The organism is Pseudomonas sp. UTLPPB19802 (assembly GCF_059730225.1).
The window spans coordinates 6530649-6555477 of sequence record NZ_AP048545.1; the positions used below are offsets into that span (position 1 = coordinate 6530649).

21 protein-coding genes and 1 pseudogene are annotated in these 24829 nt (G+C 61.4%); 10 read left to right on the forward strand and 12 right to left on the reverse strand.

Translation table 11 applies throughout. The features are described from left to right. Positions 1-75 precede the first annotated feature (75 nt). The 3 genes and pseudogenes from AC6I6U_RS28650 to AC6I6U_RS28660 form a co-directional block, all read left to right on the forward strand. Complete coding sequence (locus AC6I6U_RS28650) at positions 76-1071, forward strand: Gfo/Idh/MocA family protein (RefSeq protein WP_497879337.1); 996 nt, start codon at positions 76-78, stop codon at positions 1069-1071. 32 nt (positions 1072-1103) lie between these two features. Next, positions 1104-1691 carry an HAD family hydrolase gene (locus AC6I6U_RS28655; protein ID WP_497879338.1) on the forward strand — a complete coding sequence of 196 codons (588 nt, stop codon included), beginning with the start codon at positions 1104-1106 and terminating at the stop codon, positions 1689-1691. A 351-nt stretch (positions 1692-2042) separates the two neighbouring features. Beyond that, positions 2043-2618, forward strand: a pseudogene (locus tag AC6I6U_RS28660) (mechanosensitive ion channel family protein); the annotation flags it as partial. A gap of 11 nt (positions 2619-2629) precedes the next feature. Here the strand turns inward: AC6I6U_RS28660 and AC6I6U_RS28665 are convergent. Together AC6I6U_RS28665 and AC6I6U_RS28670 are read right to left on the reverse strand one after the other, a co-directional pair. After that, the gene (locus AC6I6U_RS28665; protein ID WP_497879339.1) at positions 2630-3010 is read right to left on the reverse strand and encodes an NUDIX hydrolase; all 381 of its coding nucleotides are present in this window, start codon (positions 3008-3010) and stop codon (positions 2630-2632) included. 273 nt (positions 3011-3283) lie between these two features. After that, positions 3284-3616 (reverse strand): hypothetical protein, encoded by a 333-nt coding sequence (locus tag AC6I6U_RS28670; RefSeq protein WP_497879340.1) that lies wholly within the window; start codon positions 3614-3616, stop codon positions 3284-3286. A gap of 200 nt (positions 3617-3816) precedes the next feature. Between AC6I6U_RS28670 and AC6I6U_RS28675 the strand changes: the two genes are divergently transcribed. The 3 genes from AC6I6U_RS28675 to AC6I6U_RS28685 all read left to right on the forward strand — a co-directional run bounded on the left by AC6I6U_RS28675 (position 3817) and on the right by AC6I6U_RS28685 (position 6859). Then, the gene (locus tag AC6I6U_RS28675) at positions 3817-4467 is read left to right on the forward strand and encodes an LbetaH domain-containing protein (protein ID WP_497879341.1); all 651 of its coding nucleotides are present in this window, start codon (positions 3817-3819) and stop codon (positions 4465-4467) included. 532 nt (positions 4468-4999) lie between these two features. After that, the gene (locus AC6I6U_RS28680) at positions 5000-6322 is read left to right on the forward strand and encodes an NAD(P)/FAD-dependent oxidoreductase (protein WP_497883123.1); all 1323 of its coding nucleotides are present in this window, start codon (positions 5000-5002) and stop codon (positions 6320-6322) included. A 90-nt stretch (positions 6323-6412) separates the two neighbouring features. Next, a complete protein-coding gene (locus AC6I6U_RS28685; protein ID WP_497879342.1) occupies positions 6413-6859 on the forward strand; it encodes a hypothetical protein in 447 nt (148 codons plus the stop codon). A gap of 10 nt (positions 6860-6869) precedes the next feature. On the opposite strand, the gene AC6I6U_RS28690 is transcribed toward AC6I6U_RS28685, so the two are convergent. From AC6I6U_RS28690 to AC6I6U_RS28700, 3 genes are all read right to left on the reverse strand, one after another. Further along, positions 6870-7727 carry a carboxylate/amino acid/amine transporter gene (locus AC6I6U_RS28690; RefSeq protein ID WP_497879343.1) on the reverse strand — a complete coding sequence of 286 codons (858 nt, stop codon included), beginning with the start codon at positions 7725-7727 and terminating at the stop codon, positions 6870-6872. A gap of 407 nt (positions 7728-8134) precedes the next feature. Further along, entirely contained in the window at positions 8135-8734 is a 600-nt protein-coding gene (locus AC6I6U_RS28695; RefSeq protein ID WP_497879344.1) for an FMN-dependent NADH-azoreductase, read from the reverse strand. 147 nt (positions 8735-8881) lie between these two features. Continuing rightward, entirely contained in the window at positions 8882-9196 is a 315-nt protein-coding gene (locus AC6I6U_RS28700; protein WP_497879345.1) for a 3-phosphoglycerate kinase, read from the reverse strand. Between the two features lie 49 nt (positions 9197-9245). On the opposite strand from AC6I6U_RS28700, the gene AC6I6U_RS28705 reads away from it, so the two are divergent. The 4 genes from AC6I6U_RS28705 (at position 9246) to AC6I6U_RS28720 (ending at position 13474) form a co-directional block, all read left to right on the forward strand. Next, the gene (locus tag AC6I6U_RS28705; protein ID WP_497879346.1) at positions 9246-10169 is read left to right on the forward strand and encodes a PA3225 family LysR-type transcriptional regulator; all 924 of its coding nucleotides are present in this window, start codon (positions 9246-9248) and stop codon (positions 10167-10169) included. Positions 10170-10183: 14 nt separating this feature from the next. Further along, a complete protein-coding gene (locus AC6I6U_RS28710) occupies positions 10184-10987 on the forward strand; it encodes an alpha/beta fold hydrolase (protein WP_497879347.1) in 804 nt (267 codons plus the stop codon). 3 nt (positions 10988-10990) lie between these two features. Beyond that, entirely contained in the window at positions 10991-11557 is a 567-nt protein-coding gene (locus AC6I6U_RS28715; protein WP_497879348.1) for a peptidylprolyl isomerase, read from the forward strand. Between the two features lie 84 nt (positions 11558-11641). After that, positions 11642-13474, forward strand: a complete 1833-nt coding sequence (locus tag AC6I6U_RS28720) for an ABC transporter ATP-binding protein (RefSeq protein WP_497879349.1) — start codon at positions 11642-11644, stop codon at positions 13472-13474. A 218-nt stretch (positions 13475-13692) separates the two neighbouring features. On the opposite strand, the gene AC6I6U_RS28725 is transcribed toward AC6I6U_RS28720, so the two are convergent. From AC6I6U_RS28725 to aceK, 7 genes are all read right to left on the reverse strand, one after another. Beyond that, positions 13693-14817, reverse strand: a complete 1125-nt coding sequence (locus AC6I6U_RS28725; protein ID WP_497879350.1) for a GNAT family N-acetyltransferase — start codon at positions 14815-14817, stop codon at positions 13693-13695. Between the two features lie 369 nt (positions 14818-15186). Further along, on the reverse strand, positions 15187-16554 hold the full coding sequence (locus AC6I6U_RS28730; protein WP_497879351.1) for an OprD family porin: 1368 nt from the start codon (positions 16552-16554) through the stop codon (positions 15187-15189). 253 nt (positions 16555-16807) lie between these two features. Beyond that, positions 16808-17047 (reverse strand): anti-sigma factor family protein, encoded by a 240-nt coding sequence (locus AC6I6U_RS28735; RefSeq protein WP_497879352.1) that lies wholly within the window; start codon positions 17045-17047, stop codon positions 16808-16810. Then, on the reverse strand, positions 17041-17643 hold the full coding sequence (locus AC6I6U_RS28740; RefSeq protein ID WP_497879353.1) for an RNA polymerase sigma factor: 603 nt from the start codon (positions 17641-17643) through the stop codon (positions 17041-17043). Before AC6I6U_RS28740 ends, AC6I6U_RS28735 begins: the two co-directional genes overlap by 7 nt. Positions 17644-17645: 2 nt before the next feature. After that, positions 17646-18767 carry a beta-ketoacyl-ACP synthase III gene (locus AC6I6U_RS28745; RefSeq protein ID WP_497879354.1) on the reverse strand — a complete coding sequence of 374 codons (1122 nt, stop codon included), beginning with the start codon at positions 18765-18767 and terminating at the stop codon, positions 17646-17648. A gap of 202 nt (positions 18768-18969) precedes the next feature. Beyond that, positions 18970-22881 (reverse strand): ATP-dependent RNA helicase HrpA, encoded by a 3912-nt coding sequence (hrpA, locus tag AC6I6U_RS28750; RefSeq protein ID WP_497879355.1) that lies wholly within the window; start codon positions 22879-22881, stop codon positions 18970-18972. Between the two features lie 107 nt (positions 22882-22988). Then, positions 22989-24710: a bifunctional isocitrate dehydrogenase kinase/phosphatase gene (gene aceK / locus AC6I6U_RS28755; RefSeq protein WP_497879356.1), complete on the reverse strand. Its 1722-nt coding sequence runs from the start codon at positions 24708-24710 to the stop codon at positions 22989-22991. Positions 24711-24829: the final 119 nt, after the last annotated feature.

Sequence of the window (24829 nt, forward strand, 5' to 3'; positions counted from 1 at the left end):
TCCTTCTCCGGCAACATGACCAGCAAGGCTTCGTTCATTTGTACTACACATTTCAAGTATAAAAGGTACTAACTCATGAAGTGGGGACTAATCGGGGCAAGCACAATCGCGAAAGAGTGGATGATCGAAGCGATTCGTAGCATTGGAGACGAAGTCTCTGCCGTAGTCAGCGCAAGCGAATCTCGCGCCCAAGAGTTCGCAAAGAACAACGACATCAAGAAATACGGAACCAGCGTCGACGAACTGCTGTTGGATCCGGAAATTCAAGCCATTTATATCTCTACGCAAAATCACCTGCACAAAGAGCAGTCGCTTAAGGCAATTAAAGCCGGCAAACATGTTCTTTGCGAAAAGCCATTGGCCTTGAGCGTCGCGGATGCCGCCGAGATGGTCACGGCTGCCAAAGAGGCTGGCGTAGTCTTTGCGACAAACCATCACCTGCGCAATGCTGAAAGCCACAAGGCTCTGAAGCGAGCAGTCCAAGGTGGTCTCATTGGCAACCCTGTGGCCGCCCGTGTTTTCCATGCTGTGGCCCTCCCTCCACACCTTCAAGGTTGGCGAATCGCCGATTCGGATAACGGTGGCGGCGTTATCCTGGACATCACAGTTCACGACACGGACACCCTTCGGTTCATCTTGAATGATGACCCTGTAGAGGTGACAGCGTTTACTCAAGCTGGCGAACTGAGCGTCAACGGTGTGGCCGACACCGTGATGGGTGTGATTCGCTTCAAGTCAGGTCTATTGGCCCAGTTCCACGATTCTTTCACAGCGAAATATGCTGAGACCGGTATCGAGATCATTGGTACGAAAGGCACGCTGGTCGCTCGCAACGTGATGACACAGCAGCCAACAGGCGAAGTGGTGTTGATCAACGCTGAGGGTTCTCGCAAGCTGATCCTCGAGCACGCCAACCTTTACGAGACCGGGGTTCGCGACTTCAGCGAAGCTGTAGCTGGGCGCTCTCAACCTGCCGCTTCGGGACTGGATGGACTCTGGTCTCTGGCTACCGGCCTGGCCGTTGTCCAAGCAGCAAAATCCGGACAAGCCACACCAGTGGCACTTGATTAACTACAGGGCGAAACAGAAGGCGCATACCAGAAATGACACTGCTCGAGGAAATGCTGAGTGATGCCAAAGGGCTGATCTTCGACTGCGATGGAACCCTCGTAGACAGCGGTGCCGCCTACTCGGCAGCTTGGGCAATTGGGTTCGCAGTGTCCGGGGTTGAGATGAGTCACACCTGGTATGCCTCACGCAACGGATTGTCCGAACACGTGCTCATGGATCAATTCGAGAGCGAGCACGGGGTCGTTCTGTGCCGTGATCATGTCATCAGCACTATGAGGCATCACTACCTGCAGGTTCTGAAAACGCATCTGCAGGAGGTGGCCGCAGTTACAGCCATTGCGAGGCGGTTTTCGGGGAGGATGCCAACCGCCGTAGCGTCAGGTGGCTCGAAGGAAATTGTTGAGGCGTCTCTGCACGCGCTGGGGCTCTTCGACCTTTTCGACACTGTTGTCACCTTCGACGATGTCGGTGTGGCTAAACCCGGCCCAGACCTGTTCCTCGAAGCGGCAAGGCGTCTCAACATCTCCAATAAGTCCTGCCTGGTGTTCGAGGATAGCCCTCAAGGTATCGAAGCCGCTCGCCGGACAAACATGCCTTGCTGCGACATTCGGACACTATAAATGCCCTCACCTGCCTTGGATTGCCAGGTGGGATGAGCACAAAGAGTCCCAATCTTAGCGAAGCTTCATCCGCTTTGATTTGTTGGCTGAATTGAAGGTGGGTTACACGGGCCCATTTGATGTCCAGCCGGACAGGGGCTGTTCTGATTGAAGGTAAACAGCCATTATCGAGAATCAGGGCGATCACGTTCGAGAGCAGCAGCGTCCGATAGAGATCGCGGTTCAAATCCAGAAGAATGTAGTCATAGTCCTCAACCAAGCTGGACAATAGATACCTGGCCTCCTTCTTGCGACTGATGCGTTCGATTTGATAGCCATAACAGAGTCTGATTTCGCGAGGATCCATCGGAGATCCCGACCTGGCGCCTGATGTCCGAATCGTTCCGCAACTGGCGCGGCATGCAGCAGTCCGGCGGGCGGCGGATCAAGCGCAGCCTGTTCATCGACGCCAGCGGCATCCGCTTCCTGCATGACGACGAGGAGCAACGCCTGACGCAGGTGCGCCTGCTCACCGACTACATCGGCCGCAAGCAGGCCGAGCTGAAAACCTGGAACGAAGCCCAGGGCAACGTCGCCGCGATGTCGGCCAACCGCCGGAGGATGACCAACCTCGGCACCTTCCGTGCCTATGCCCTGGCGTATATCAAGAACCACCCGGAGATCCAGCAGAACATGACCTGCATGGTCCGCCAGATGCAGACCACCGCCCAGGGCGTGCCGCTGGAGATCTACTGCTTCACCCGCACCACCGTGTGGGCCGATTACGAGCGGATCCAGGGGGATATCTTCGACTACCTGCTGGCGGTACTGCCGGAGTTCGGCCTGAGCCTGTACCAGCAGCCGAGTGGCGGCGACTTGCGCTCGGGGATGCTGCCGGCGCTGCTGGGGGCCAGCCATATTCCGGAGCCGCAGAGCCGGGCGCTGTAGCGGCGCCCTGATCAGGCGCAGCGCTTGAGAATGGTCTTGATCGGGCGCCGCACCCGGCGCTTCGAGACCTGTCGGGCGCTGATCCAGCGGCACGCCTCGATCTCGTTGCACGGTCGAGGTTTCGAAGCCGCCTTGCGGGCCTCGAACAGGTAGTGGATGACCTTGTCCTCGCGGAATTCGGAAATGTAGCGCAGTTCATCGAAGGCCAATCCCGTCTCCTCGGCCATCTCCCGATGCGCCGCCTGCAAGGGCGTTTCATCGCGTTCGACGGTGCCACCGGGCAGGTTCCACTTGGAATTGCGCTTGCGCACGAAGAGCACCTCGCCGTCCTTGCGGTAGATCACCGTCGCACGGAGCTTGATCCCTTTCCTTTTGGCTGTAGCAGTGTCCATTGCCTTCATACGTCATCTCGAAATCGGTGGCCGGACTGGCGTCTATTGAAAGAGCCTTATCCAAGCCTAATGGTTCAAGATGTCGATTGGATGACGGTGGCAACTGGCTGTTTCTGGACAATTCCCCGCCTGCACGTGAGTTCTGCCGTATCGGAGCTGGCATAAAGCATGGTCGACCCGCTAATGGAAGATAAACCGCTGACAGCAGGCTGAAACCAAAAAGGCAGGCCAGGAAAACCTCGGCCTGACGTTAGCTGAAAGAGAAAAAATGACTTATCTTCCATCCGTTGAAACACCCAACGACTCATACCACTGCGCATAGGGTGTCCGCCTAACATAGTGCCGGTTGTAATCGGGACTACCATCGGTCCACCAAGGCGCACCGCGTTCGCCTAGCGCCACTTTCGCCGCATCGACTCGTACCCTGGCGTCACTGACTCCGCTGGCATCGCCATCGGCCATCGCCTGCTTGACGTCTCGACGGGCCTGCATGAGGTCGTTCACATACTGCCGGCGCAACGAATCGGGCAACGCGGGATTTGAGCACCGCCAAAGCCGGTCCCTGACCACAAAATATCTACCGTCTGGAGTCTGCGGATACCTCATTGATGCTCTCCATTCTATCCGTCCTCATATAGACAGATCAGAACCGCCCGATGCTTCGTAAGGGTCTGGATTTAAATTCGATAGCATAAGAATGAAACTGGCCAAATCCCTGCTCGCCCCTTGAGCCACTTGCTTTCTGCAGGGACTGGGGTAAAGATGGCTGCTCCTCTGGCGGGCAACATCCATCGTTGAAGAGCATTATGAAACTCGTTAATAGCAGTCGTCGTGAACTGGTTGACTTTACTACTGGGCAGTTGACTGTCTTTTTTCCAGATGGAAGAAGTGCTCCTATAAAAGGCATTATCGAGCAACATATCGACGAGGCTCTGGAACGCCTGCAACGGTGTATCAACGCCGTTAAAACCTGGGAGCAGGACAGCTTCAACTACCTGCACTCCTCCCAGTACTGCACCTACCTGTACTTCCTCGCCAATACCGTATGGCGCAATACTCAGGAAATCGAAATACCCACGAAGCTGTTCCTGTTAAACAAACTTCTGAATGGCATCGACATGTTCTACGAGATCGCCATGCCGGATATTTTCTTTATCGGGCACTCAACCGGTATCGTGCTGGCGAAGGCAGACTACAGTAACTATCTGGTCATCTATCAGAATTCAACGGTAGGCAAAAATCACGGAGTGGCGCCTTCACTGGGCGAAGGCGTGATCCTGTATCCAAACTCGGCCATTATTGGAAGATGCAATATTGCCGCCGACTCAATCATCGCTCAAGGCGTGAGCGTGGTGAATCATGACACTCCAGGTCGCTGCATGGTTTTCTCTGGAAATAACTCGATTATTTGCAAACCGCTCAAGCGAAATATCATCGAAGACTTCTTTCGGATTTAACCTGTTGACTGGCTGACATCAGAGGAGACCACATTGGAGATGCGCCATCTGCCCTGGTCGCCCCATAACCGCCGGGCTCACCCTTCCAGAATGTGCTTGATTCCAAATGCGGCCGACCGCACTAAGACTTCGTACAGCACGGCCTCGATTCCACTGAAGCTCTGCCCACCTCCAAGACCCCGACCAACCCAAGCCTGACGCCTTCGCAACGACCAAATCCCCTTCAAACCACGAGCCTTGGCCATCGAGGCCGAGCAAAGGTTTGACTGTGCCAACTCACAATTATACATTATGTATACATTGTGAATTCATTGATCTGCATCAACAAATTCAGCACACCAGGGCGCGGGGCGTCATTCGAATCCGTGTGCCTGGCGACGTTTTGAAAAAGCTTTCCCTTCCCTAGAGTTGACCCGAAATGACCGTCTCACGAAGAAATGTACTGATTGGCGCAGGTGTAGGTGCCGGCCTCGTTGCAGCCGGAGGCGCTGCCTCGCTGCTTTCCGATGGCTTGCCGAAAGACCCGGACAGCCTGCAGCGCGTTGGCTCGCTGCCTTCCGATGACTCTTCCCCGGGCTGGTTCCACACCAGCCGCCTGCGTCAGCCGCGTCCGCCGCTGATTGGCGATGCCCAGGCACCGTGGGTGGTGATCGGGGGTGGCTTCACCGGCCTCGCGGCCGCCCGCCAGTTGGCGCTGAACTTCCCCAACGACACCGTCATTCTCGTGGAAGCGCAGCAGGTCGGTTTCGGCACTTCGGGCCGTAACGCCGGTTTCCTCATCGACGTGCCTCACGACATCGGCGCACCGGACTACATCGGTGACCAGGCCAACGCCAAGAACATCCTGGCGCTGAACCAGCGCGGCCAGCACATCCTTCGTGACCTGGTGGAACAGCACAACATCGTCGACGCCCAACTGCGCCACTCCGGCAAGTACCAGGCGGCCATCGAGGACAAGGGCATCGCGGTACTCAACGCCTATCGTGGCGGCCTGGAGAAACTCGGCGAGAAGGTACAGATGATCGAGGGCGACGAGCTGAAAGAGCACATCGGCACCTCGTTCTATCGCAAGGCGCTGTTCACCGGCGGCACCATGCTGGTCCAGCCTTCGGCGCTGGTCAAAGGCCTGGCCGACAGCCTGCCGGAGAACGTCAAGCTGTACGAAGACACGCCGATCACCGCGGTCGACTACGGTCAGAAAACCACCCTGCACCACCCGACCGGCCGGATCATCGCCGACAAGCTGATCCTCGCCAACAACGCCTTCGGCCAGTACTTCGGTTTCCTGCAGGGCCGCATGCTGCCGATCTTCACCTACGGCAGCCTGACCCGCCCGCTGACCGCTGCCGAACAGGCCAGCATCGGCGGCAAGGAGTTCTGGGGCGTGATCCCGGCCGACCCGTTCGGCAGCACCCTGCGTCGTACCCACGACAATCGGATCCTGGTGCGCAACAGCTTCAGCTTCAACGCTGATGGTCGCCACAAGCCGGGCTACACCGACAAGGTTCGCCAGTCTCACCGGCTGTCGTTCGAACGTCGCTTCCCGACGCTGAGCAACGTCGAGTTCGAGCACACCTGGGGCGGCGGTCTGGCGATGACCCGCAACGGCCAGGGCTTCTTCGGCCAATTGCGTGAGAACGTCTATGGCGCATTGGGTTGCAACGGCCTGGGCACGGTGCGGGGGACCGCCACCGGTACGCTGCTGGCCAACATGCTGGCGGGCAAGAACGAGAGCCTGACCGAGTTCCTGCTGGCGGCACCGAAGCCAAACTGGAATCCGCCAGAGCCAGCGCTGTCGATCGGCGTGAATTTCACGCTGCGTACCGGCCAGGCCCGCGCCGGGCTCGAAGCCTGAGACCCCGAGGGGTTTTATCGAAGAAACAGTCGAACCCGCGCCGGCCAGCCGTGCGCGGGTTCAAGTGTCGATCACTTGAGGATGCCTGCAATGATCAGCAAACTTTCCATCAGTCTCATCAGCGCCCTGGCCTGCACCTGCGCCTTCGCCAACCCACCCGGCAAAGCCGAAGACGTCGCCTATGCGATCGAGAATCCGCTGCGTCCGGGAGCAAAGGCACCGTACTGCGAGACGCGGACTGAAGCCTTCGATGGCTGCACCTTCCACAGTGTCGCCGGCGATGCCTACAGTGCCAAACTGATGGTCAAGCAGGGTGAAACCTGGGTTGCCAGCACGTCGGATGCCGCGACGATCAAACTCCAGGACGCTGCCGCGACCGAAGTCGTGGATGGCAAGACCTACCAGGTCATCAAGGTCGTGCCGAGCCCGGCGAAGAACGCGGACGTGACCGTCACCTTCGACAAGCTCACCGGCGGCACCGGCGCGCTCAAGGTCATCGAGCGGCGGCGGATCAACGTCATGATCCACCCCGCTTGAAATCTCGGAGTCATCCGGCGCGGCGGGCACCCAGGCGGCTGATCCACACAGCGCCCAGGATGACACCGCCGCCCACGAACAGCCGCACCAGGTCCTCGTGCATGTTCCAGATCAGCAGGTTCATCAATAGCCCCACCGGCACATGCAGGTTGTTCATCACCGCCAGGGTGCCGCCGTTGACCAGGCACGCGCCCTTGTTCCACCAATACATCCCCAATGCCGTGGCGACCAGGCCGAGGAACACCAGCACCAGCCACTGCGCAGTGCCGTCCGGCAAATAGTGGGCCTTGCCGAACAACAGGAATGCCGGCAACGCCACCGCCAATGCCCCCAGGAAGAAGTAGCCGAAATGCCGGTAGTGCGGCTGGTCACTCGGATGGCGTGCGACCAGGTGCTTGTACATGACCTGACCGGCGGCGTAGGTGAAGTTGGCCAGTTGCAGCAGCACAAAGCCCATGAAGAAGTCCGGGTTGATCCGGTCATAGCGGATCACTGCGGCGCCGCTGACCGCCACCAGGGCCGCGACCAGTGCCCAGGGGTTGAAGCGGCGGTTGAGGGCGTCCTCGATCAGGGTCACGTGCAACGGGGTAAGAATGGTGAACAGCAGCACTTCCGGCACCGTCAGCACGCGGAAGCTCAGGTACAGGCAGACGTAGGTGATGCCAAACTGTAGGGCGCCGATCAGCAGCATGCCGCGCATGAAGGCCGGTGGCACCTGGCGCCAGCGGGTCAGCGGGATGAAGATCAGGCCCGCGAGTACCACCCGCACCAGCACCGCGAAATAGCTGTCGACGTGACCGGCAAGGTATTCGCCGATCAGGTTGAAGGAAAACGCCTGGATCAGCGTGACGATAAGCAGATAACCCATGAGGCCTCACACATGTTGCGGGATAATTTCGACCTGACCAACGCTGTGGCGAGCGGGCTTGCCCGCGCTGGAGCGCGAAGCGCTCCTGAAACCGGCAAAGGCAGGTCTGTCAGATGAATCGAGATGAGCGGTTTTGCGACTGCTGCGCAGCCGAGAGTGGCGGTTCGGCGTCCCGACAAGCACGCTCGCCACAAAAAGCCGTGCCACTCAAAGAATGGTCGCGACCTTAGCGGCTTTTGCGCCGCGCGGCCATAAAAAAACCCGATCGGGCACCGGGGCCGGATCGGGTTACATGCACTCAGGAGCAACCAGTGCAAAGGGAGGTTCGATGCGCAAACAACTTGAAGGGGCTGTCTGAAGAACTTGCAGACAGTTAACCCCTTCGCGATTAGCTGAAGATTAAGACCTCAGGCAATCTGGGCCAGGCGCGCTTTCGCCTGGTTCAGGCCCTTCTCGTGGAGGTCGCCGCCCATGTTCAGGCCTTCGGCGTGGATGAAGTCGACGTCATGGATGCCGATGAAGGCCAGCACCTGGCGCAGGTAGGGTTCCTGGTGATCATTGGTGCCACCGGCATACAACCCGCCACGGGCGGTCAGGACGTAGGCTTGCTTGCCGGTCAGCAGCCCCTGCGGGCCGGTTTCGGTGTACTTGAAGGTCACGCCAGCGCGTAGTACGTGGTCGAGCCAGGCCTTGAGGGTGCTGGGAATGGCGAAGTTGTACATCGGCGCAGCCAGTACCAGCACGTCGGCGGCCAGCAGTTCGTCGGTCAGTTCGTTGGAGCGCTCCAGGGAGGCCTGTTCGATCTCGTTACGCTGTTCCTGCGGCTTCATCCAGCCACCCAGCAGGTTGATGTCCAGATGTGGAACCGGGTTCTGCGCCAGGTCACGCACGGTGATTTCGTCGGCGGGGTGCGCAGCTTTCCACTGGCTGATGAACTGTTGGGTCAGCTGACGGGAAATCGAGTCTTGCTGGCGGGCGCTGCTTTCGATGATCAGTACGCGGGACATGGGAAGTGCTCCATCGGTAAATGCGTTAAGTCGATGGAGCAAAGATTAAACAGGACGATATCGATTAAAAAGCGGAAAAACCTGCTACAACCTATCTATAAATTTGTTCATAGATGGCGCATGCTTGTTGGTAATGCGCCCGTGCTTTTATTTCGCCGTACAGCTGAGGTTCATCCGCAGCCGGATGATCTGGCGGTTGAACTTGGCGGTGACGTTCACGGTTTTCCCGGCGGCCACCTCCACCTGGCGGGTCCGCGGCGCCTCGGGACCGTTGGTGAACACGACCCGGCACAGTGCATCGGTCTTGCCATAGTTGTTCAACTGGATGGAGCCGATGTCCTGGTCGGTGTCATGGGCCGTGTAGTCGATGCTCAGCCCATTCAGTTGTTTCTCGACATCGATCGGGTAGGCAAAGGCACTGAGCGGCAACAGGGCAAGCAACACACAACAGAACTTTCTCATTCGGCGGTCTCCAATGTGGACCGCCAGCTTAGGACAAGAGGAACCCAACTTGAAAGCGCCCCGCGTGACCCTCGATCAATGGCGAACGTTGCAGGCCGTGGTCGATCACGGCGGCTTCGCCCAGGCGGCCGAAGCCCTGCACCGCTCGCAGTCATCCGTCAGCTACACCGTGGCCCGCATGCAGGATCAGCTCGGCGTGCCGCTGCTGCGCATCGACGGGCGCAAGGCGGTGCTGACCGAAGCTGGCGAGGTGCTGTTGCGGCGTTCTCGGCAGTTGGTGAAACAGGCCAGCCAGCTCGAAGACCTCGCGCACCACATGGAGCAAGGGTGGGAGGCCGAAGTGCGCCTGGTGGTCGACGCGGCCTACCCCAACGCCCGGCTGGTACGTGCCCTGACCGCGTTCATGCCGCAGAGCCGCGGTTGCCGGGTCAGGCTGCGTGAAGAGGTACTGTCCGGGGTCGAGGAGGTGCTGCTCGAAGGCGTCGCCGACCTCGCCATCAGCGGTTTCAATATTCCCGGCTACCTGGGCACCGAAATGAGCGCGGTGGAGTTCGTCGCCGTCGCCCACCCGGAACACGCCCTGCACCGCCTGCAGCGGCAACTGACCTTCCAGGACCTGGAAAGCCAGCTGCAAGTGGTGATCCGCGACTCCGGCCGCCAGCAGCCACGGGATGTCGGCTGGCTCGGCGCCGAACAGCGCTGGACCGTCGGCAGCCTGGCCACCGCAGCCAGCTTCGTCGGCAATGGCCTGGGCTTCGCCTGGCTGCCGCGCCACCTGATCGAGCGGGAAATCCGCGAAGGCCTGCTCAAGCAACTACCCTTGGACCAGGGGGGCAGCCGCCACCCGACGTTCTACCTGTACTCGAACAAGGACAAACCCCTGGGACCGGCGACGCAGATCCTCGTCGAACTGCTGCGCACCTTCGACACCGCACCGCTGGACGCACCGTTCGCCGCTCCCCTGCAAGCCTGACAGGATGTTGACCCATGGCCTATTTCGAACACGACGGTTGCCGGCTGCATTATGAAGAGCACGGCCAGGGCGCGCCGGTGCTGCTGATCCATGGCCTGGGCTCGAGTGCCCAGGACTGGGAGATGCAGGTGCCGGTACTGGCCGAGCACTATCGGGTGGTCGTCGTCGACATCCGCGGCCACGGCCACTCCGACAAGCCGCGCCAGCGCTACAGCATCGCCGGCTTCACCGCCGATATCGTGGCACTGATCGAACACCTGGAACTGGGCCCGACCCATGTGGTGGGCCTGTCGATGGGGGGCATGATCGGTTTCCAGCTGGCGGTCGATCGCCCCCGGCTGTTGCGCAGCCTGTGCGTGGTCAACAGTGCGCCGGAGGTCAAGGTGCGCAGCGCCAACGATTACTGGCAATGGGCCAAGCGCTGGAGCCTGGCGCGCCTGCTGAGCCTGAACAGCATCGGCAAGGCCCTGGGCTCGATGCTGTTTCCCAAGCCCGAGCAAGCCGACCTGCGCCGCAAGATGACCGAACGCTGGGCCAGGAACGACAAGCGCGCCTATCTCGCCAGCTTCGACGCCATCGTCGGCTGGGGCGTTCAGGAACGACTGTCGGCGATTGCCTGTCCAACTCTCATCGTCAGCGCCGACCGCGACTACACGCCGGTTTCGCTCAAGCAAAGCTATGTCAAACTTATTCCCGATGCGCGACTGGTCGTCATTGCCGATTCCCGTCACGCTACCCCACTGGACCAACCCACGGTCTTCAACCGGACCCTGCTCGAATTTCTGAGCGCAGTCGAAACCACCACCCAGGATCACTGACCCATGCTGAAAAAAATCGCCCTGTTCACTGGCTCCGTGCTGTTCGCCGCCAACCTGATGGCTGCCACCGAAGCGGCCAAGGCGCCTCACGTACAACTGGTGACCACCAACGGCACCATCGAGATCGAACTGGACCCGGTCAAGGCGCCGATCAGTACCAAAAACTTCCTGTCCTACGTCGACAGCGGCTTCTACAACAACACGATTTTCCACCGGGTGATCCCCGGTTTCATGGTCCAGGGTGGCGGTTTCACCGCGCAGATGACGCAGAAACCGACCCAGGACCCGATCAGGAACGAAGCCAGCAATGGCCTGCACAACGTCCGTGGCACCCTGTCCATGGCCCGCACCTCCGACCCGAACTCGGCCACCAGCCAGTTCTTCATCAACGTCAAGGACAATGACTTCCTCGACCCGGGCCGCGACGCCGGCTATGCGGTGTTCGGCAAGGTGGTCAAGGGCATGGAGGTGGTCGACATCATCGTCAACTCGCAGACCACCAACAAAGGCGGGATGTCCGACGTACCGGTAGACCCGGTGTTCATCAAGTCGGCCAAGCGCATCGACTAACGGCAGAGGCCGGCCGTGGACAGGAATCCCCGGCCGGCACTGCATCACTTGCAAGGAGAGCCCGCCTGACGGGCATCAGACCTCATGCTCTATCGTCGCTTCGAACAACTGATCGATATCTTTCGCGAGCCTCCCACGGCCGCACCGCCCGACAAGGTCCTGCCCTTCTACCTGTACTACCTGCGCCAGGTCTGGCCGAGCTTCGCCGCGCTGCTGATCGTCGGGCTGTTCGCTTCGCTGATCGAAGTGGCACTGTTCAGCTATCTGAGCCGGATCATCGACCTGGCCCAGGCCACACCCAATACCGAATTCTTCGAGCTGCATGGCGGTGAGCTGCTGTGGATGGCAGTGGTCGCACTGGTCCTGCGGCCGATCTTCTTTGCCCTGCACGACCTGCTGGTGCACCAGACCATCAGCCCCGGCATGACCAGCCTGATCCGCTGGCAGAACCACAGCTACGTGCTCAGACAGAGCCTGAACTTCTTCCAGAACGACTTCGCCGGCCGCATCGCCCAGCGCATCATGCAGACCGGCAACTCGCTGCGCGACTCCGCCGTACAGGCGGTCGATGCGCTGTGGCACGTGCTGATCTACGTGATCAGCGCACTGGTGCTGTTCGTCGAGGCTGACTGGCGCCTGATGATCCCGCTGCTGCTGTGGCTGGCCGGCTACTGCGGCGCACTCTACTACTTCGTGCCGCGGGTAAAGCAACGCTCGGTGGAGTCTTCCGACGCGCGCTCCAAGCTGATGGGGCGGATCGTCGACGGCTACACCAACATCACCACCCTGAAGTTGTTCGCCCACACCCAGTCCGAGCAGCAGTACGCCCGCGAGGCGCTGGTGGAACAGACCGAGAAAACCCAGTTGGCCTCACGCGTGGTGACCAGCATGGACGTCGCCATCACCAGCATGAACGGCCTGCTGATCGTCAGCACCACCGGCCTGGCGATGTGGCTGTGGACACAGTCGCTGGTATCGGTCGGCGCGATTGCGCTGACCACCGGCCTGGTGATCCGCATCGTCAACATGTCCGGCTGGATCATGTGGGTGGTCAACGGCATCTTCGAAAACATCGGCATGGTCCAGGACGGCCTGCAAACCATCGCCCAACCCATCAGCGTCACCGATCGCGAACAGGCACCGCGCCTGGCGGTGGATCGCGGCGAGGTACGTTTCGAACAGGTGGACTTCCACTACGGCAAGCGCAGCGGGGTGATTTCCGGCCTCAACCTGACCATTCGCCCTGGCGAGAAGATCGGCCTGATCGGCCCTTCCGGTGCCGGCAAGTCGACCCTGGTTAACCTGCTGCTGCGCTTGTACGACGTGCAGGGGGGGCGAATCCTGATAGATGGCCAGGACATCGCCCTGGTCGCCCAGGAAAGCCTGCGCGAAAGTATCGGCATGATTACCCAGGACACCTCGCTGCTGCACCGCTCGATTCGCGACAACCTGCTGTACGGCAAGCCTGATGCCAGCGACGCGCAACTCTACGAGGCGGTACTCAAGGCTCGCGCCGACGAGTTCATTCCACTGCTCTCGGATGCCGAGGGACGCACCGGCTTCGACGCGCATGTCGGCGAGCGTGGGGTGAAGCTCTCCGGCGGCCAGCGCCAGCGCATCGCCATTGCCCGGGTACTGCTCAAGAATGCGCCGATCCTGATCATGGACGAAGCGACGTCGGCGCTGGACTCGGAAGTGGAAGCGGCGATCCAGGAAAGCCTGGAAACGCTGATGGAAGGCAAGACGGTAATCGCCATCGCCCACCGCCTCTCGACCATCGCCCGCATGGACCGCCTGGTGGTGCTGGAGCATGGTCGGATCGCCGAGACCGGCAGCCATGCCGAGCTGCTGGCGCGTGGCGGGCTGTATGCTCGGTTGTGGCAGCATCAGACCGGTGGCTTTGTTGGTATCGACTGAATAAAGGTGCTCGCTGGAAGCTTGGTGAACAGGGCCCTTGTGGCGAGCGGGCTTGCCCGCGCTGGGGCGCAAAGCGGCCCTGAGGCCGGCCACCCTGCTTCCACTGATACACCGATGTGCCTGGCTCAGGGGCCGCTTTGCAGCCCAGCGCGGGCAAGCCCGCTCGCCACAAAAGCCTGCCAAGCCACAAGCATAAACGCCTGCCAGTCACAGAAACCTCAGGCCTGCCGGTAAGGCAGTGCCGCCCTCGCCTCTTCAGCATATTCCAGGATGCCGACCCGCTCCCGTTCGAGGAAGTCCGCCACCGCCGCCTTGAGGCCGGGGTGGCGCAGGTAATGCCAGGAATGGGTGATCACCGGCTCGAAGCCGCGAATCAGCTTGTGCTCGCCCTGGGCGCCGGCGTCGAAACGCTTGAGGCCATGGGCGATGGCGTAGTCCATGCCCTGATAGAAGCAGGTCTCGAAATGCAGGCGGTCGAATTCGGCCAGGCAGCCCCAGTAGCGACCGTAGAAGCTGTCGCCACCGACCAGGCTGAAAGCCATGGCCACCGGCCGCCCATCCTGATGGGCCATGACCACTCGGATCGCTTCCGGCATGCGCTCGGCCAGCAGGCTGAAGAACGACCGGGTCAGGTAGGGCGTCTGGCGTCGCACCGCGTAGGTGTTGGCATAGCAGGCGTAGACGAAGTCCCATTGCGCCTCGCTCAGCGCCCTGCCCTCCAGCCATTCGAACTCAAAGCCCTGTGCCGCCACCTGCTCGCGTTCCTTGCGCATCTGCTTGCGCTTGCGCGAACTCAAGGCGTCGAGGAAGTCCTGGAAATCGCGGTAGTCGCGGTTCTGCCAATGGTACTGGCAGCCCAGGCGCTGCAACCAACCCGGCTGCTCGGCCAGGGCCGCATCGGTGAGAGCGTCGGTGAAGTTGATATGCGCGCTCGAAAGCTCTTCGATCTCCAGGTAGCCCGGCAGTGCTGCCAGCAGTTCGAAGCCGTCCTCGACGCTGGCCGCCAGCAGGCGTGGGCCGCCGACCGGGCTGAACGGCACGGCGGTGAGCAGCTTGGGATAGTAGGCGATGCCGGCGCGCTGGCAGGCGTCGGCCCAACCGTGGTCGAACACGTACTCGCCATAGGAGTGCCATTTGCGATAACTGGGCAGCGCGGCGATCAGCCGTCCCTGCTCGACGTGCAACAGATGCTCGGGCTGCCAACCGGAACGCCCGCCGAGGCTCCCACTCTCCTCCAGGGTGCTGAGGAACGCGTGGCGCAGGAACGGTTGCCCCGACGGCACCAGCGCATCCCAATCCGCGGGTGCGATCTCGCAAAGGCTTTGCAGGCGTTGTAGCGGCATCGATATCCCCAGGGCAGGTGCATTCGCCGGGGCAGTATCGCGCAGGGAAAGGATATTAAAAACTATTTCATTGGACTGGGAACGGGTGTGGGAACACCATGGTGCCACGGGTTCAGACAGAAACTGCCGAGATGATTGGCTAACGGGATTTGTAGCGATTGTGCGGGCCTCTTCGCGGGCAAGCCCTGCTCCTACAGGGCAGCGCCGTGTGCAGGACTCGTGCAAGACGCGACGCTGTAGGAGCAGGGCTTGTCGGGGCGCCGAACCGCCGCGAAGACGTCCGTAATGACACCGCAAAAGGCAAAAAAACGCCCCGCCGGCATTGCGCCAAGCAGGGCGTGAAGTGAAAAAGAGCCTACAGAAAAACGATTACATCAGTGGAATCGAGTAGCTGACGATCAGGCGGTTTTCGTCCTGGGTGCTGGAAGCCACCGCGGAGTTGGTGCGCCACATGCCGTTCTTCCAGGCAAAGCCCAGGTTCTTGAACGTGCCTGTCGGAATCACGTAGGCCAGGCTGATATCGCGTTCCCATTCGCTTTGGTCACCCGCAGCGTTCTGGATGTTGTCGCCGTGCAGGTAGGTCACACCAGCGGTCAGGCCAGGCACGCCAACCTTGGCGAAGTCATAGGCATAACGCAGTTGCCAGGTACGCTCGCCAGCACGGGCGAACTTCTGGATCTGGGCGTCGGTGATGGTGCTGTTGGACGAACCGTCACCCTGGTTCAGCCAAGGGAAGTCACTGTCACCCTTGGTGTACTGGTAGCCAGCACCGAAGGTGTGGCCTTCAACCGAGTACAAGGCCAGGTAGCTGTACAGGTCGTTGTCGACCTTGCCCTTGGTACGACTGTTGGCTGGCTTGTCATCGTAGTAGCCAGAGGTGAAATAGGCGCTGGTGTCACCGTTGGCGCCGTTGTCACGGCTGCGGTAGTAGCGCAGGTCGCTCTTCAGCACGCCAGGACCGATTGCCCAGTTGTGCACCAGGCCCAGGAAGTTCTGCGAGTAGAAGTCCTTCAGTTCGCCGTGGTAGAACGACGCGGTCAGGTCCTTGGTGATCTTGTAGTCGGCACCACCGTAGTAGAATTTGTTGCTGCGACGGCCAGTTGCAGTCGGGCTGTTGGCACCGGCGATGGACAGGCCTTCGTCGTTGCTCGAGTTACGCCCCTTGGCTGCTTCCACTTGGCCAGCAACCAGGGTCAGGTCCTTGATTTCGTTCGACTTCAGCTCGCCACCGGTGAAGGTCTGTGGCAGCAGGCGGCCGTCGTTGTACTTGATGACCGGGTTGTTCGGCAGCAGGGTACCGACCTTCAGCTCGGTCTGCGAAACGCGGACCTTGCCGGTCACGCCCAGGCTGCCGAAATCGTTGACGGCCTTGGCGTTCTTGCCGCTGGTGGACTCAGCCGGGAACACACTGCTGCCATAGGAAGTGGTGGTAGCACCGTTGCTGCCACGGCCGGAATCCAGGCGAATACCTTCCAGAGCGATCACATCCAGACCGAAACCAACGGTACCCTGGGTGTAGCCGGAGTTGAAGCGCAGGTCGAAGCCTTGGCCCCATTCCGAAACAACGCTCTGGGCTGGCTTGCCGCTGCGGTTATCGGTGTTGATGTAGTAGTTACGCAGACCCAGGGTCGACGTAGCACCTTCGATGAAACCTTTGGCGTCAGCCTGGCTCTCGGCAAATGCTTGTTGGGACAAAACCCCTACGGCCACTGCCAGGGCCAAGGTGCACTTGTTCATTGTTTCGCTCCTCTGGATTCAAACGCTTCGGGTCTTTATGCGACGTCCGCTGTCATCGCGCGGGGGCACGGCCATTGCCGGGCTCGGACCCGCTTTGTTGGGAGGGAATCTTGGCGTGGGGTTATTTCAGAGGAGTTGCCACGAGGTTAAGGTTTTATGACAACGGAACTTTTTGAAACAAACCAACATCGGCTTGAAGCCCGCGATGCAGAGGCTTTGCCGAAAAAATAGTGGCTTTTTGAGACTATTGTGCTCAGGGCTTTTTGGCGTTGCGCCGCTCGTCCGCCAGGCGTTGCGCCAGGGCATCGAGATTTTCCACCGGTGGTTCAGGCATTTTCTCCAGCATGCCCCGCATCAGGCGCATCTGGCGGATGAAACGGCGGCAGTTGGGGCAGAACATCAGGTGGTGACGCACCATCAGTCGCTCACGAAAGCTCAATTGGCCATCGAGATAATCACTGGAACGCGCCACTTGTTCCTTGCAGGTCAGCATTCGCCGGTCTCCTCAAAATGCTCCACGCTCGCGAAGACTTTCAGTCGAGCCCTGTGCAGCAGCACACGAACATTGGAGAGCGAGAGGTCGAGAAGATTACAGATCTGCTCCAGCTCCAGCCCCTGGCGGTCGCGCAACAGCAACACACTGCCCTGCAATTGGGAAAGGCTCAGCAGCGTGTGTTCCAGGCACTCGCGCAACTGGTCCTCGCTGAGCAGGGCCTCGGGCGTGTCTTCATGCCAGGCGAACGGGGCCAGCGCCCAATGCCCGTCACCGGTAAAGCGCTCGTCGCCGACGGTGCCGTGGGGCGCGGGCAAGTCTTCGAGCAGCACTTCCCGACGACTCTGCCTGAGGCGGTTCTTGGCGGCGTTCGCGGTGATGGTCAGCAGCCAGGTCTTGAGGCTGGAACGGCCCTGGAAGCCCGCGAGGTTGCGCACCACCGCCAGCCAGGCATCCTGGACCGCTTCGTCGGCCTGGCGGCTGCCGACGATCGCATGGGCCACGGCGCGCATCGCGCCCTGATAGGTGCCGACCAGTTCCTTGTAGGCTTGCTGCTCGCCCGCCAGCAACCGTTCGAGCAACTGAGCGTCTTCCACGATCAGCGCTTGCGCAGGATCACGCTGCCGATCGAATAGCCAGCACCAAACGAACTGAGCACCGCCAGGGAGCCCGCCGCCAGGTCATCCTGGTTCTTGTGGAACGAAATCACGGAACCGGCCGAGCTGGTGTTGGCGTAGCTGTCGAGGATCACCGGTGCTTCCTCTTCCGTGGCCTCGCGGCCCAGCAGCTTCTTGACGATCAGGTGGTTCATGCTCAGGTTGGCCTGGTGCAGCCAGAAGCGCTTCACGTCGCCGACATTCAGCTGGTTCTCCTGCAGATGGTCGCCAATCAGCTCGGCGACCATCGGGCAGACGTCGCGGAACACCTTGCGCCCTTCCTGGACGAACAGCTTGTCGCGGGCATCGACGCCCTCTTCCGCCGCGCGGTTGAGAAAGCCGAAGTTGTTGCGAATGTTGTTGGAGAACTGGGTCAGCAGCTTGGTGCTGACGATGTCGAACTGGTAGGGCGAGGTCGCCAGGTCCGCCCGTTCGATGATCACCGCGGTCGCCGCATCACCGAAGATGAAGTGGCTGTCGCGGTCACGGAAGTTCAGGTGGCCGGTGCAGATTTCCGGGTTGACCATCAGGATCGCCCGGGCCTGGCCCAGTTGCACGCTGTTGCAGGCGTTCTGGATACCAAAGGTCGCCGAGGAACAGGCGACGTTCATGTCGAAACCGAAGCCCTGGATGCCGAGGGCTGCCTGCACCTCGATCGCCACCGCCGGGTACGGCCGTTGCAGGTTGGAGCAGGCGACGATCACCCCGTCGATGTCCGCGGCGGTCTTGCCGGCCCGTTGCAAGGCCTGTTCGGCGGCGGCCACGGACATCTGGCAGAGGATCGACCATTCGTCATTGCTGCGCTCGGGCAGACGCGGCTTCATGCGCCGTGGATCGAGGATGCCGTCCTTGTCCATGACGAAGCGGCTCTTGATGCCGGAGGCCTTTTCGATGAAGGCGGCGCTGGACTCGGTCAAGGCCTGAACCTCGCCGCGCTCGATGGCTGCCGCATTTTCTTCATTGAACAGCTGTACATAAGTATTGAAAGAGTGCACCAGCTCTTCGTTGGAAATGCTGTTGGCCGGGGTGTACAGGCCGGTGCCGCTGATGACGACGTTATGCACGGTCGTTCCTCTATGTTCTGTTCAGGCAGAAGGCATTGGTACAGTCGTACCAACATGTAAAAAGGCCACCCCCTTGGCAAAGGGGCTGGCTCCGTATGGTGTTCTCCCGACTCGATCGCTGAACCGGGTATTTATCCGCCAAGTGTGCCATAAACACGGGAGTTTGGCCCATTGTGAAGATCAATGGGCCCTATCCGAACGGCTAGCCCTCGACCTGGCTCCACTGCTTGCCCAGGCGCTTGTCCGAGATCGGCGCCTTGGTTCCCAACTGCTGGGCGAACAGCGACACCCGGTACTCTTCCAGCCACCAGCGGTACAGCTCCAGTTGCGGGTCGCGCTTGCCTTCCTGGGCGTGCTTGGCCGAGCGGGCCTGGTACTGGCTCCACAAGCCACCCAGTTCGGTACTCCAGACCCGATCCTTCTGCACCTGGGCCGGCAACTTCTCCAGGCGCAACTCGATCGCCTTGAGATAGCGGGGCAACTCCTTCAGCCACAGCCCAGGGGTTTCCCGGACGAACCCGGCATAGACCAGTTGGCTCAGTTGCTGCTTGATATCGTTGAGCGCCACCGCCTGGGCCAGGTCGATCTTGCCCTTGAAACGCTTCTGCAGGCTGTGCCAGAGCTTGAGGATTTCCAAGGTCAGACGTGCCAGGCGCTCGGCATGCTCGGTCCAACTGCCGCGCTTGCGCTCGGCCAGGGACGCCAGGCCGGCACCGTCGCGGGGCAGCGGGTCTTCGCCGTCCAGAATGCAACTGTCGAGGCTGGCCAGCAGGATGTCCTCCACCAGCGCTTCAACACGCCCCAGCTCGCGATACAGCAGGCCCAGCTCGGTCAGGCCCGGCAGCTTGCCACGCAGGAACTTCGCCGACTCGGCCAATTGCTGCAGCAGCAACCGCTGCAACGCCCGGCGATGCTGGAACTCGGCTTCAGCCGGCGTGGAGAAGCGACCTTCCTTGACGGTGCCGGCCTCTTCCACCAGTGCCGGATAGACCGTCATCGACAGCCCGGCGATCTTTTGTTGGGTGGTCTCGGCGACCGCGGCGAAGCCCTTGGCCTCGACCGGCTGCTGGCTCTTCGCAGTCTGCGGCACGGCCAAGGCCGCCTGGCTGGCCTGGGCAAAACGCGCGGTCAGTTCCGCCAGGTCACGGCCCTCGCCGAGAAACTTGCCTTGGGCATCGACCACTTCGAGGTTCATCTTCAGGTGGTTTTCCACCTGCTGCGCCGCTTCGGCCCAGGCCTCGTCGCTGACCCGCGCCCCGGTCATGCGCAACAGCTCGCGCCCCAGCGACTGGGGCAGCGAACCCTCGGCAAACTCGATACGCTGCAGCGCCGCCTTGACGAAGTCCGGCACCGGGACGAAGTTCTTGCGCAGCGCCTTGGGCAGGTTGCGCACCAGGGCGATGCACTTGGCTTCGATCAGGCCCGGCACCAGCCACTCCAGGCGCTCGGCGGGCAACATCGGCAACAACGGTGCCGGCACCCGCAAGGTCACGCCATCGCGCGGATGATTCGGTTCGAAGTGATAGCTCAGGGCCAGGGTCAGGTCGCCCAGGTGCAGGGTGTCCGGGTACTGCATGGCGGTGACTTCACTGGCCTCGCGGGCCAGCACGTCTTCCTCGCGCATGACCAGCAGTTGCGGGTCTTTCTGGCTATGGACGCGGTACCAACTGTCGAAGGTCGCAGTCTGGTGGATTTCCGCCGGCAGGCGCGCATCGTAGAAGGCGAACAGGGTTTCCTCGTCGGCGAGGATGTCGCGTCGACGAGCCTTGGCTTCCAGTTCGTCAAGCTGCTCAAGCAGGCGGGTATTGGCGCCCAGGCACTTGGCCTTGGACTGGATTTCGCCGCGCACCAGCGCCTCACGGATGAACAGCTCGCGGGACACCACCGGATCGACCGGGCCGAAATGCACCGGACGACGACCCACCACGATCAGGCCGAACAGGGTGATCTGCTCGAACGCCACCACCTGGCCGCGCTTCTTCTCCCAGTGCGGTTCGAAGTGGTTCTTCTTGATCAGGTGCCCGGCCAGCGGCTCGATCCAGTCCGGCTCGATCTTGGCGACCATGCGCGCGTAGAGCTTGGTGGTTTCCACCAATTCGGCGGTCATCAGCCACTGCGGACGCTTGCGGCCCAGGCCCGAGGACGGATGGACCCAGAAGCGCCGCTGGCGCGCACCGAGGTAGTCGCCTTCCTCGGTTTTCTGGCCGATCTGGCTCAACAGGCCGGACAGCACCGCCTTGTGCAGCTTGGGGTAATCGGCCGGTTCCTTGTTGATGCCCAACTGCAAGTCGCGGCAGATCAGCGCCAATTGGCGATGGGAATCACGCCACTCGCGCATGCGCAGGTAGTTGAGGAAGTTCTTCCGGCACCAGTTGCGCAAGGCGCTCGCGCCAAGGGCCTGGCGCTGCTCCTCGAAACCGCGCCAGACGTTGATCAGCCCGGCGAAATCCGAATCGGCGTCCTTCCACTGCGCGTGGGCCTGGTCGGCGGCCTGCTGGCGCTCGGGCGGACGCTCGCGCGGGTCCTGCACCGACATGGCACTGGCGACGATCAGCACTTCCTGCAGGCTGCCGAGCTTGGCCGCCTCCAGCAGCATGCGGCCCATGCGCGGGTCCACCGGCAGCCGGGCCAGTTGACGGCCGAGCGGGGTCAGCTGGTTCTCGCGGGTGACCGCCGAGAGTTCCTGCAACAGGTTGAAACCGTCACTGATGGCCTTGCCATCCGGCGGTTCGATGAACGGGAACGCAGTGATTTCACCGAGGCGCAGGTGAAGCATCTGCAGGATCACCGCCGCCAGGTTGGTCCGCAGGATCTCCGGGTCGGTGAATTCCGGTCGGCCGTTGAAATCCTCTTCGCTGTACAGGCGCACGCAGATCCCCGGCTCGACCCGTCCGCAACGGCCCTTGCGCTGGTTGGCGCTGGCCTGGGAGATCGCCTCGATGGGCAGGCGCTGGACCTTGGCGCGGTAGCTGTAGCGGCTGATACGCGCGGTACCGCTGTCGATCACGTAGCGGATGCCCGGCACGGTGAGCGAGGTTTCTGCGACGTTGGTCGCCAGCACGACCCGCCGCCCCGGATGGGATTGGAAGATCCGCTGCTGCTCGGCCGGTGACAACCGCGCATATAGAGGAAGAATCTCGGTGTGCTTGAGCTGGGCCTTGCGCAAGACTTCGGCGGCATCGCGAATCTCGCGCTCGCCCGGCAGGAACACCAGCACGTCGCCCGGACTCTTGCGCTCGCTGCGCTCATGGGCGGCGATTTCGTCGAGGGTGGCGAGAATCGCCTGGTCGACGGTGAGGTCGTCCTCGACGCGGTTGCCCTCCTCGTCCTGCTCGGAGGTCATTGGCCGGTACCAGGTTTCCACCGGGAAGGTGCGCCCGGAAACCTCGACGATCGGCGCATCGTTGAAGTGCCTGGAGAAGCGCTCCAGGTCGATGGTCGCCGAAGTGATGATCACCTTCAGGTCCGGGCGCCGTGGCAGCAAGGTCTTCAGATAGCCAAGCAGGAAGTCGATGTTCAGGCTGCGCTCGTGGGCTTCGTCGACGATGATCGTGTCGTAGCGCTCGAGATAGCGGTCGTTCTGGGTTTCCGCCAGCAGGATACCGTCGGTCATCAGCTTGACCAGGGTGTTGGAATCGCTCTGGTCCTCGAAACGCACCTGGTAGCCGACCAGGCTGCCCAGCGGCGTCGCCAGTTCCTCGGCGACCCGGCTTGCCACGCTGCGGGCAGCGATTCGGCGAGGCTGGGTATGGCCGATCAGGCCATGCTGGCCGCGGCCGATTTCCAGGCAGATTTTCGGTAATTGGGTGGTCTTGCCCGAACCGGTCTCGCCGGCGATGACCAGCACCTGGTGCTTGAGCAGCGCCGCCTTGATTTCGTCGCGCTTGGCGGCGATGGGCAGGTTGTCATCGTAGCGAATCGTCGGCACGCTCTCGCGCCGCGCCGTGACCAGCGCACAGGAGGCCTGCATTCTCTCGACCCACTGGGCCAGCTTGGCCTCATCGGGTTTCTTGCGCAGTTCGAGCAGTTGCCGCCGCAGGCGGTGGCGGTCGGCGATCATGGCAAGGTCGAGGTTTTTCAGCAGTTGGTCGATAGCGGGCGATTCGTCGGTCATCGGGTCGGCAAGGGTCGTCTATTTAGGCAGGGGGCGGATTGTCGCAGATTTGCTCCCCTCTGTGGCGAGCTGGGACCGCTCGCCACATCAGGTCCGCGCTGGCTGCCTCAGTCGCTGTCCAGTGCCCGGCGCCGATACGGGAACACGTCGATGACCTTGCCAGCGAGAATCGCCTCCTGCAGCCCCTTCCAGTAATCGGCATCGTACAACTCGCCGTGCAGTTGGTTGAACAGCCGGCGCTGGCCGATATCGGCGAACAGGAACGGCGGGAACTCCTCCGGGAACACATCCAGCGGGCCGATGGAGTACCAGGGCTCGGAGGCCATTTCGTCCTCCGGGGTCCGCGGTGCAGGGATATGGCGGAAGTTGGCCTCGGTGAGGTAGCAGATCTCGTCATAGTCGTAGAACACCACCCGACCATGGCGGGTGACGCCGAAGTTCTTCAGCAGCATGTCGCCGGGGAAGATGTTCGCCGCCGCCAACTGTTTGATCGCCAGGCCGTAGTCATCCAGGGCCTCGCGCACCTGGGCGTCATTGGCGTTGTCGAGGTAAAGGTTCAGCGGGGTCATGCGCCGCTCGGTCCAGCAGTGGCGGATCAGCACCGTATCGCCCTCGACCTGCACCGTGGACGGCGCCACCTCCAGCAGTTCCTCCAGGCAGGCCGGATCGAACTTGCCCAGGGGAAAGCGGAAATCGGCGAACTCCTGGGTATCGGCCATCCGCCCGACCCGGTCGACGCTTTTCACCAGACGGTACTTCTCGATCACCGTCGCCCGATCAACGTTCTTCGACGGCGAAAAGCGGTCCTTGATGATCTTGAACACCGTGTTGAAGCCCGGCAGGGTAAATACGCTCATGACCATGCCACGGACACCCGGCGCCATGATGAAACGGTCGTCGGTGTTGGCCAGGTGGTCGATCAGCGCCCGGTAGAACTCCGACTTGCCGTGCTTGTAGAAACCGATCGAGGTGTACAGCTCGGCAACGTGCTTGCCCGGCAGGATGCGCTTGAGAAAACCGACGAACTCCGCCGGCACCGGTATATCGACCATGAAATAGGAACGGGTGAAGGAAAAGATGATCGACACCTCGGCCTCGTCGGTGATCAACGCATCGATGCGGATCCCGTGACCTTCGCGGTGCAGCAGCGGAATCACCAGCGGCCACTGCTCGTCGTGGGTGTAGATACGCCCCACCAGATAGGCGCCCTTGTTGCGGTAGAGCACCGAGGAAAACAGTTCGACGCTTAGCTCCGGGTCCTTGCATACCCAGTCCGGCAGGCTTTCGTGCAGTTGCGCCTCCAGCCGCTGCAGGTCACCCGGCAGGTCGGCGTAGTCCTGGCTAAAGCGGTAGTCGGTGAAGATCTGCTCGAGCATGCCCGGCAGTTCGCCCTGTGGGCGGTAGGTCCTGGTCTGCGCCGCCCGCGCCCGGCGCAGGGACGGCCGGGTAGTGTGGATGAACATGCAGCCATCGCTGATCAGGTCGTGGCTGAACAGGCTGCAGAAAGCCGAGTTGTACCAGGTTTCCGCCAGCTCATCGTCGAAACGCAGGTCGATCAGGCTGATGTAGGCGCTTTTCACCAGCGGCCAGATGCCGACGTCGAGCAATGCTTCGGTGTCGAACCCGGCCCGCAGCCGGTCGTTGACCTCGGCAACCTTCTCCTCATAGAGATTGATCCGGGCCGCCGACGCGACCTGTGCCTCCTGCCAGCGCGCGCCCTCGAAACGGGCGCGGGCGCCGTCGGTGATCTGGCGAAAGTGCTCGCGATAGTTATCAAAGCCATCCAGGATCATGCGGGCGATATCGGCGGCCGGCCATTGCTGCGGCATAGTCAAACCTCTGCGGGATTTTTCGATAGTTGTTCTGATCGCGAGCCCGTTGAGCTTAGAAGCCAGTCGTCGTGTTGCGCAACCTTGCCCTGGAGATAACATCCCGACACACTTGCCCG

Bases quoted from the DNA above. Each gene is read 5' to 3' on its own strand.
- AC6I6U_RS28650 (WP_497879337.1), top strand. From the start codon at position 76: ATGAAGTGGGGACTAATCGGGGCAAGCACAATCGCGAAAGAGTGGATG.
- AC6I6U_RS28665 (WP_497879339.1), bottom strand. From the start codon at position 3,010: ATGGACACTGCTACAGCCAAAAGGAAAGGGATCAAGCTCCGTGCGACG.
- aceK (WP_497879356.1), bottom strand. From the start codon at position 24,710: ATGCCGCAGCAATGGCCGGCCGCCGATATCGCCCGCATGATCCTGGAT.
- AC6I6U_RS28715 (WP_497879348.1), top strand. From the start codon at position 10,991: ATGCTGAAAAAAATCGCCCTGTTCACTGGCTCCGTGCTGTTCGCCGCC.
- AC6I6U_RS28730 (WP_497879351.1), bottom strand. From the start codon at position 16,554: ATGAACAAGTGCACCTTGGCCCTGGCAGTGGCCGTAGGGGTTTTGTCC.
- hrpA (WP_497879355.1), bottom strand. From the start codon at position 22,881: ATGACCGACGAATCGCCCGCTATCGACCAACTGCTGAAAAACCTCGAC.
- AC6I6U_RS28700 (WP_497879345.1), bottom strand. From the start codon at position 9,196: ATGAGAAAGTTCTGTTGTGTGTTGCTTGCCCTGTTGCCGCTCAGTGCC.
- AC6I6U_RS28720 (WP_497879349.1), top strand. From the start codon at position 11,642: ATGCTCTATCGTCGCTTCGAACAACTGATCGATATCTTTCGCGAGCCT.
- AC6I6U_RS28685 (WP_497879342.1), top strand. From the start codon at position 6,413: ATGATCAGCAAACTTTCCATCAGTCTCATCAGCGCCCTGGCCTGCACC.
- AC6I6U_RS28670 (WP_497879340.1), bottom strand. From the start codon at position 3,616: ATGAGGTATCCGCAGACTCCAGACGGTAGATATTTTGTGGTCAGGGAC.
- AC6I6U_RS28725 (WP_497879350.1), bottom strand. From the start codon at position 14,817: ATGCCGCTACAACGCCTGCAAAGCCTTTGCGAGATCGCACCCGCGGAT.
- AC6I6U_RS28710 (WP_497879347.1), top strand. From the start codon at position 10,184: ATGGCCTATTTCGAACACGACGGTTGCCGGCTGCATTATGAAGAGCAC.
- AC6I6U_RS28695 (WP_497879344.1), bottom strand. From the start codon at position 8,734: ATGTCCCGCGTACTGATCATCGAAAGCAGCGCCCGCCAGCAAGACTCG.
- AC6I6U_RS28735 (WP_497879352.1), bottom strand. From the start codon at position 17,047: ATGCTGACCTGCAAGGAACAAGTGGCGCGTTCCAGTGATTATCTCGAT.
- AC6I6U_RS28675 (WP_497879341.1), top strand. From the start codon at position 3,817: ATGAAACTCGTTAATAGCAGTCGTCGTGAACTGGTTGACTTTACTACT.
- AC6I6U_RS28690 (WP_497879343.1), bottom strand. From the start codon at position 7,727: ATGGGTTATCTGCTTATCGTCACGCTGATCCAGGCGTTTTCCTTCAAC.
- AC6I6U_RS28655 (WP_497879338.1), top strand. From the start codon at position 1,104: ATGACACTGCTCGAGGAAATGCTGAGTGATGCCAAAGGGCTGATCTTC.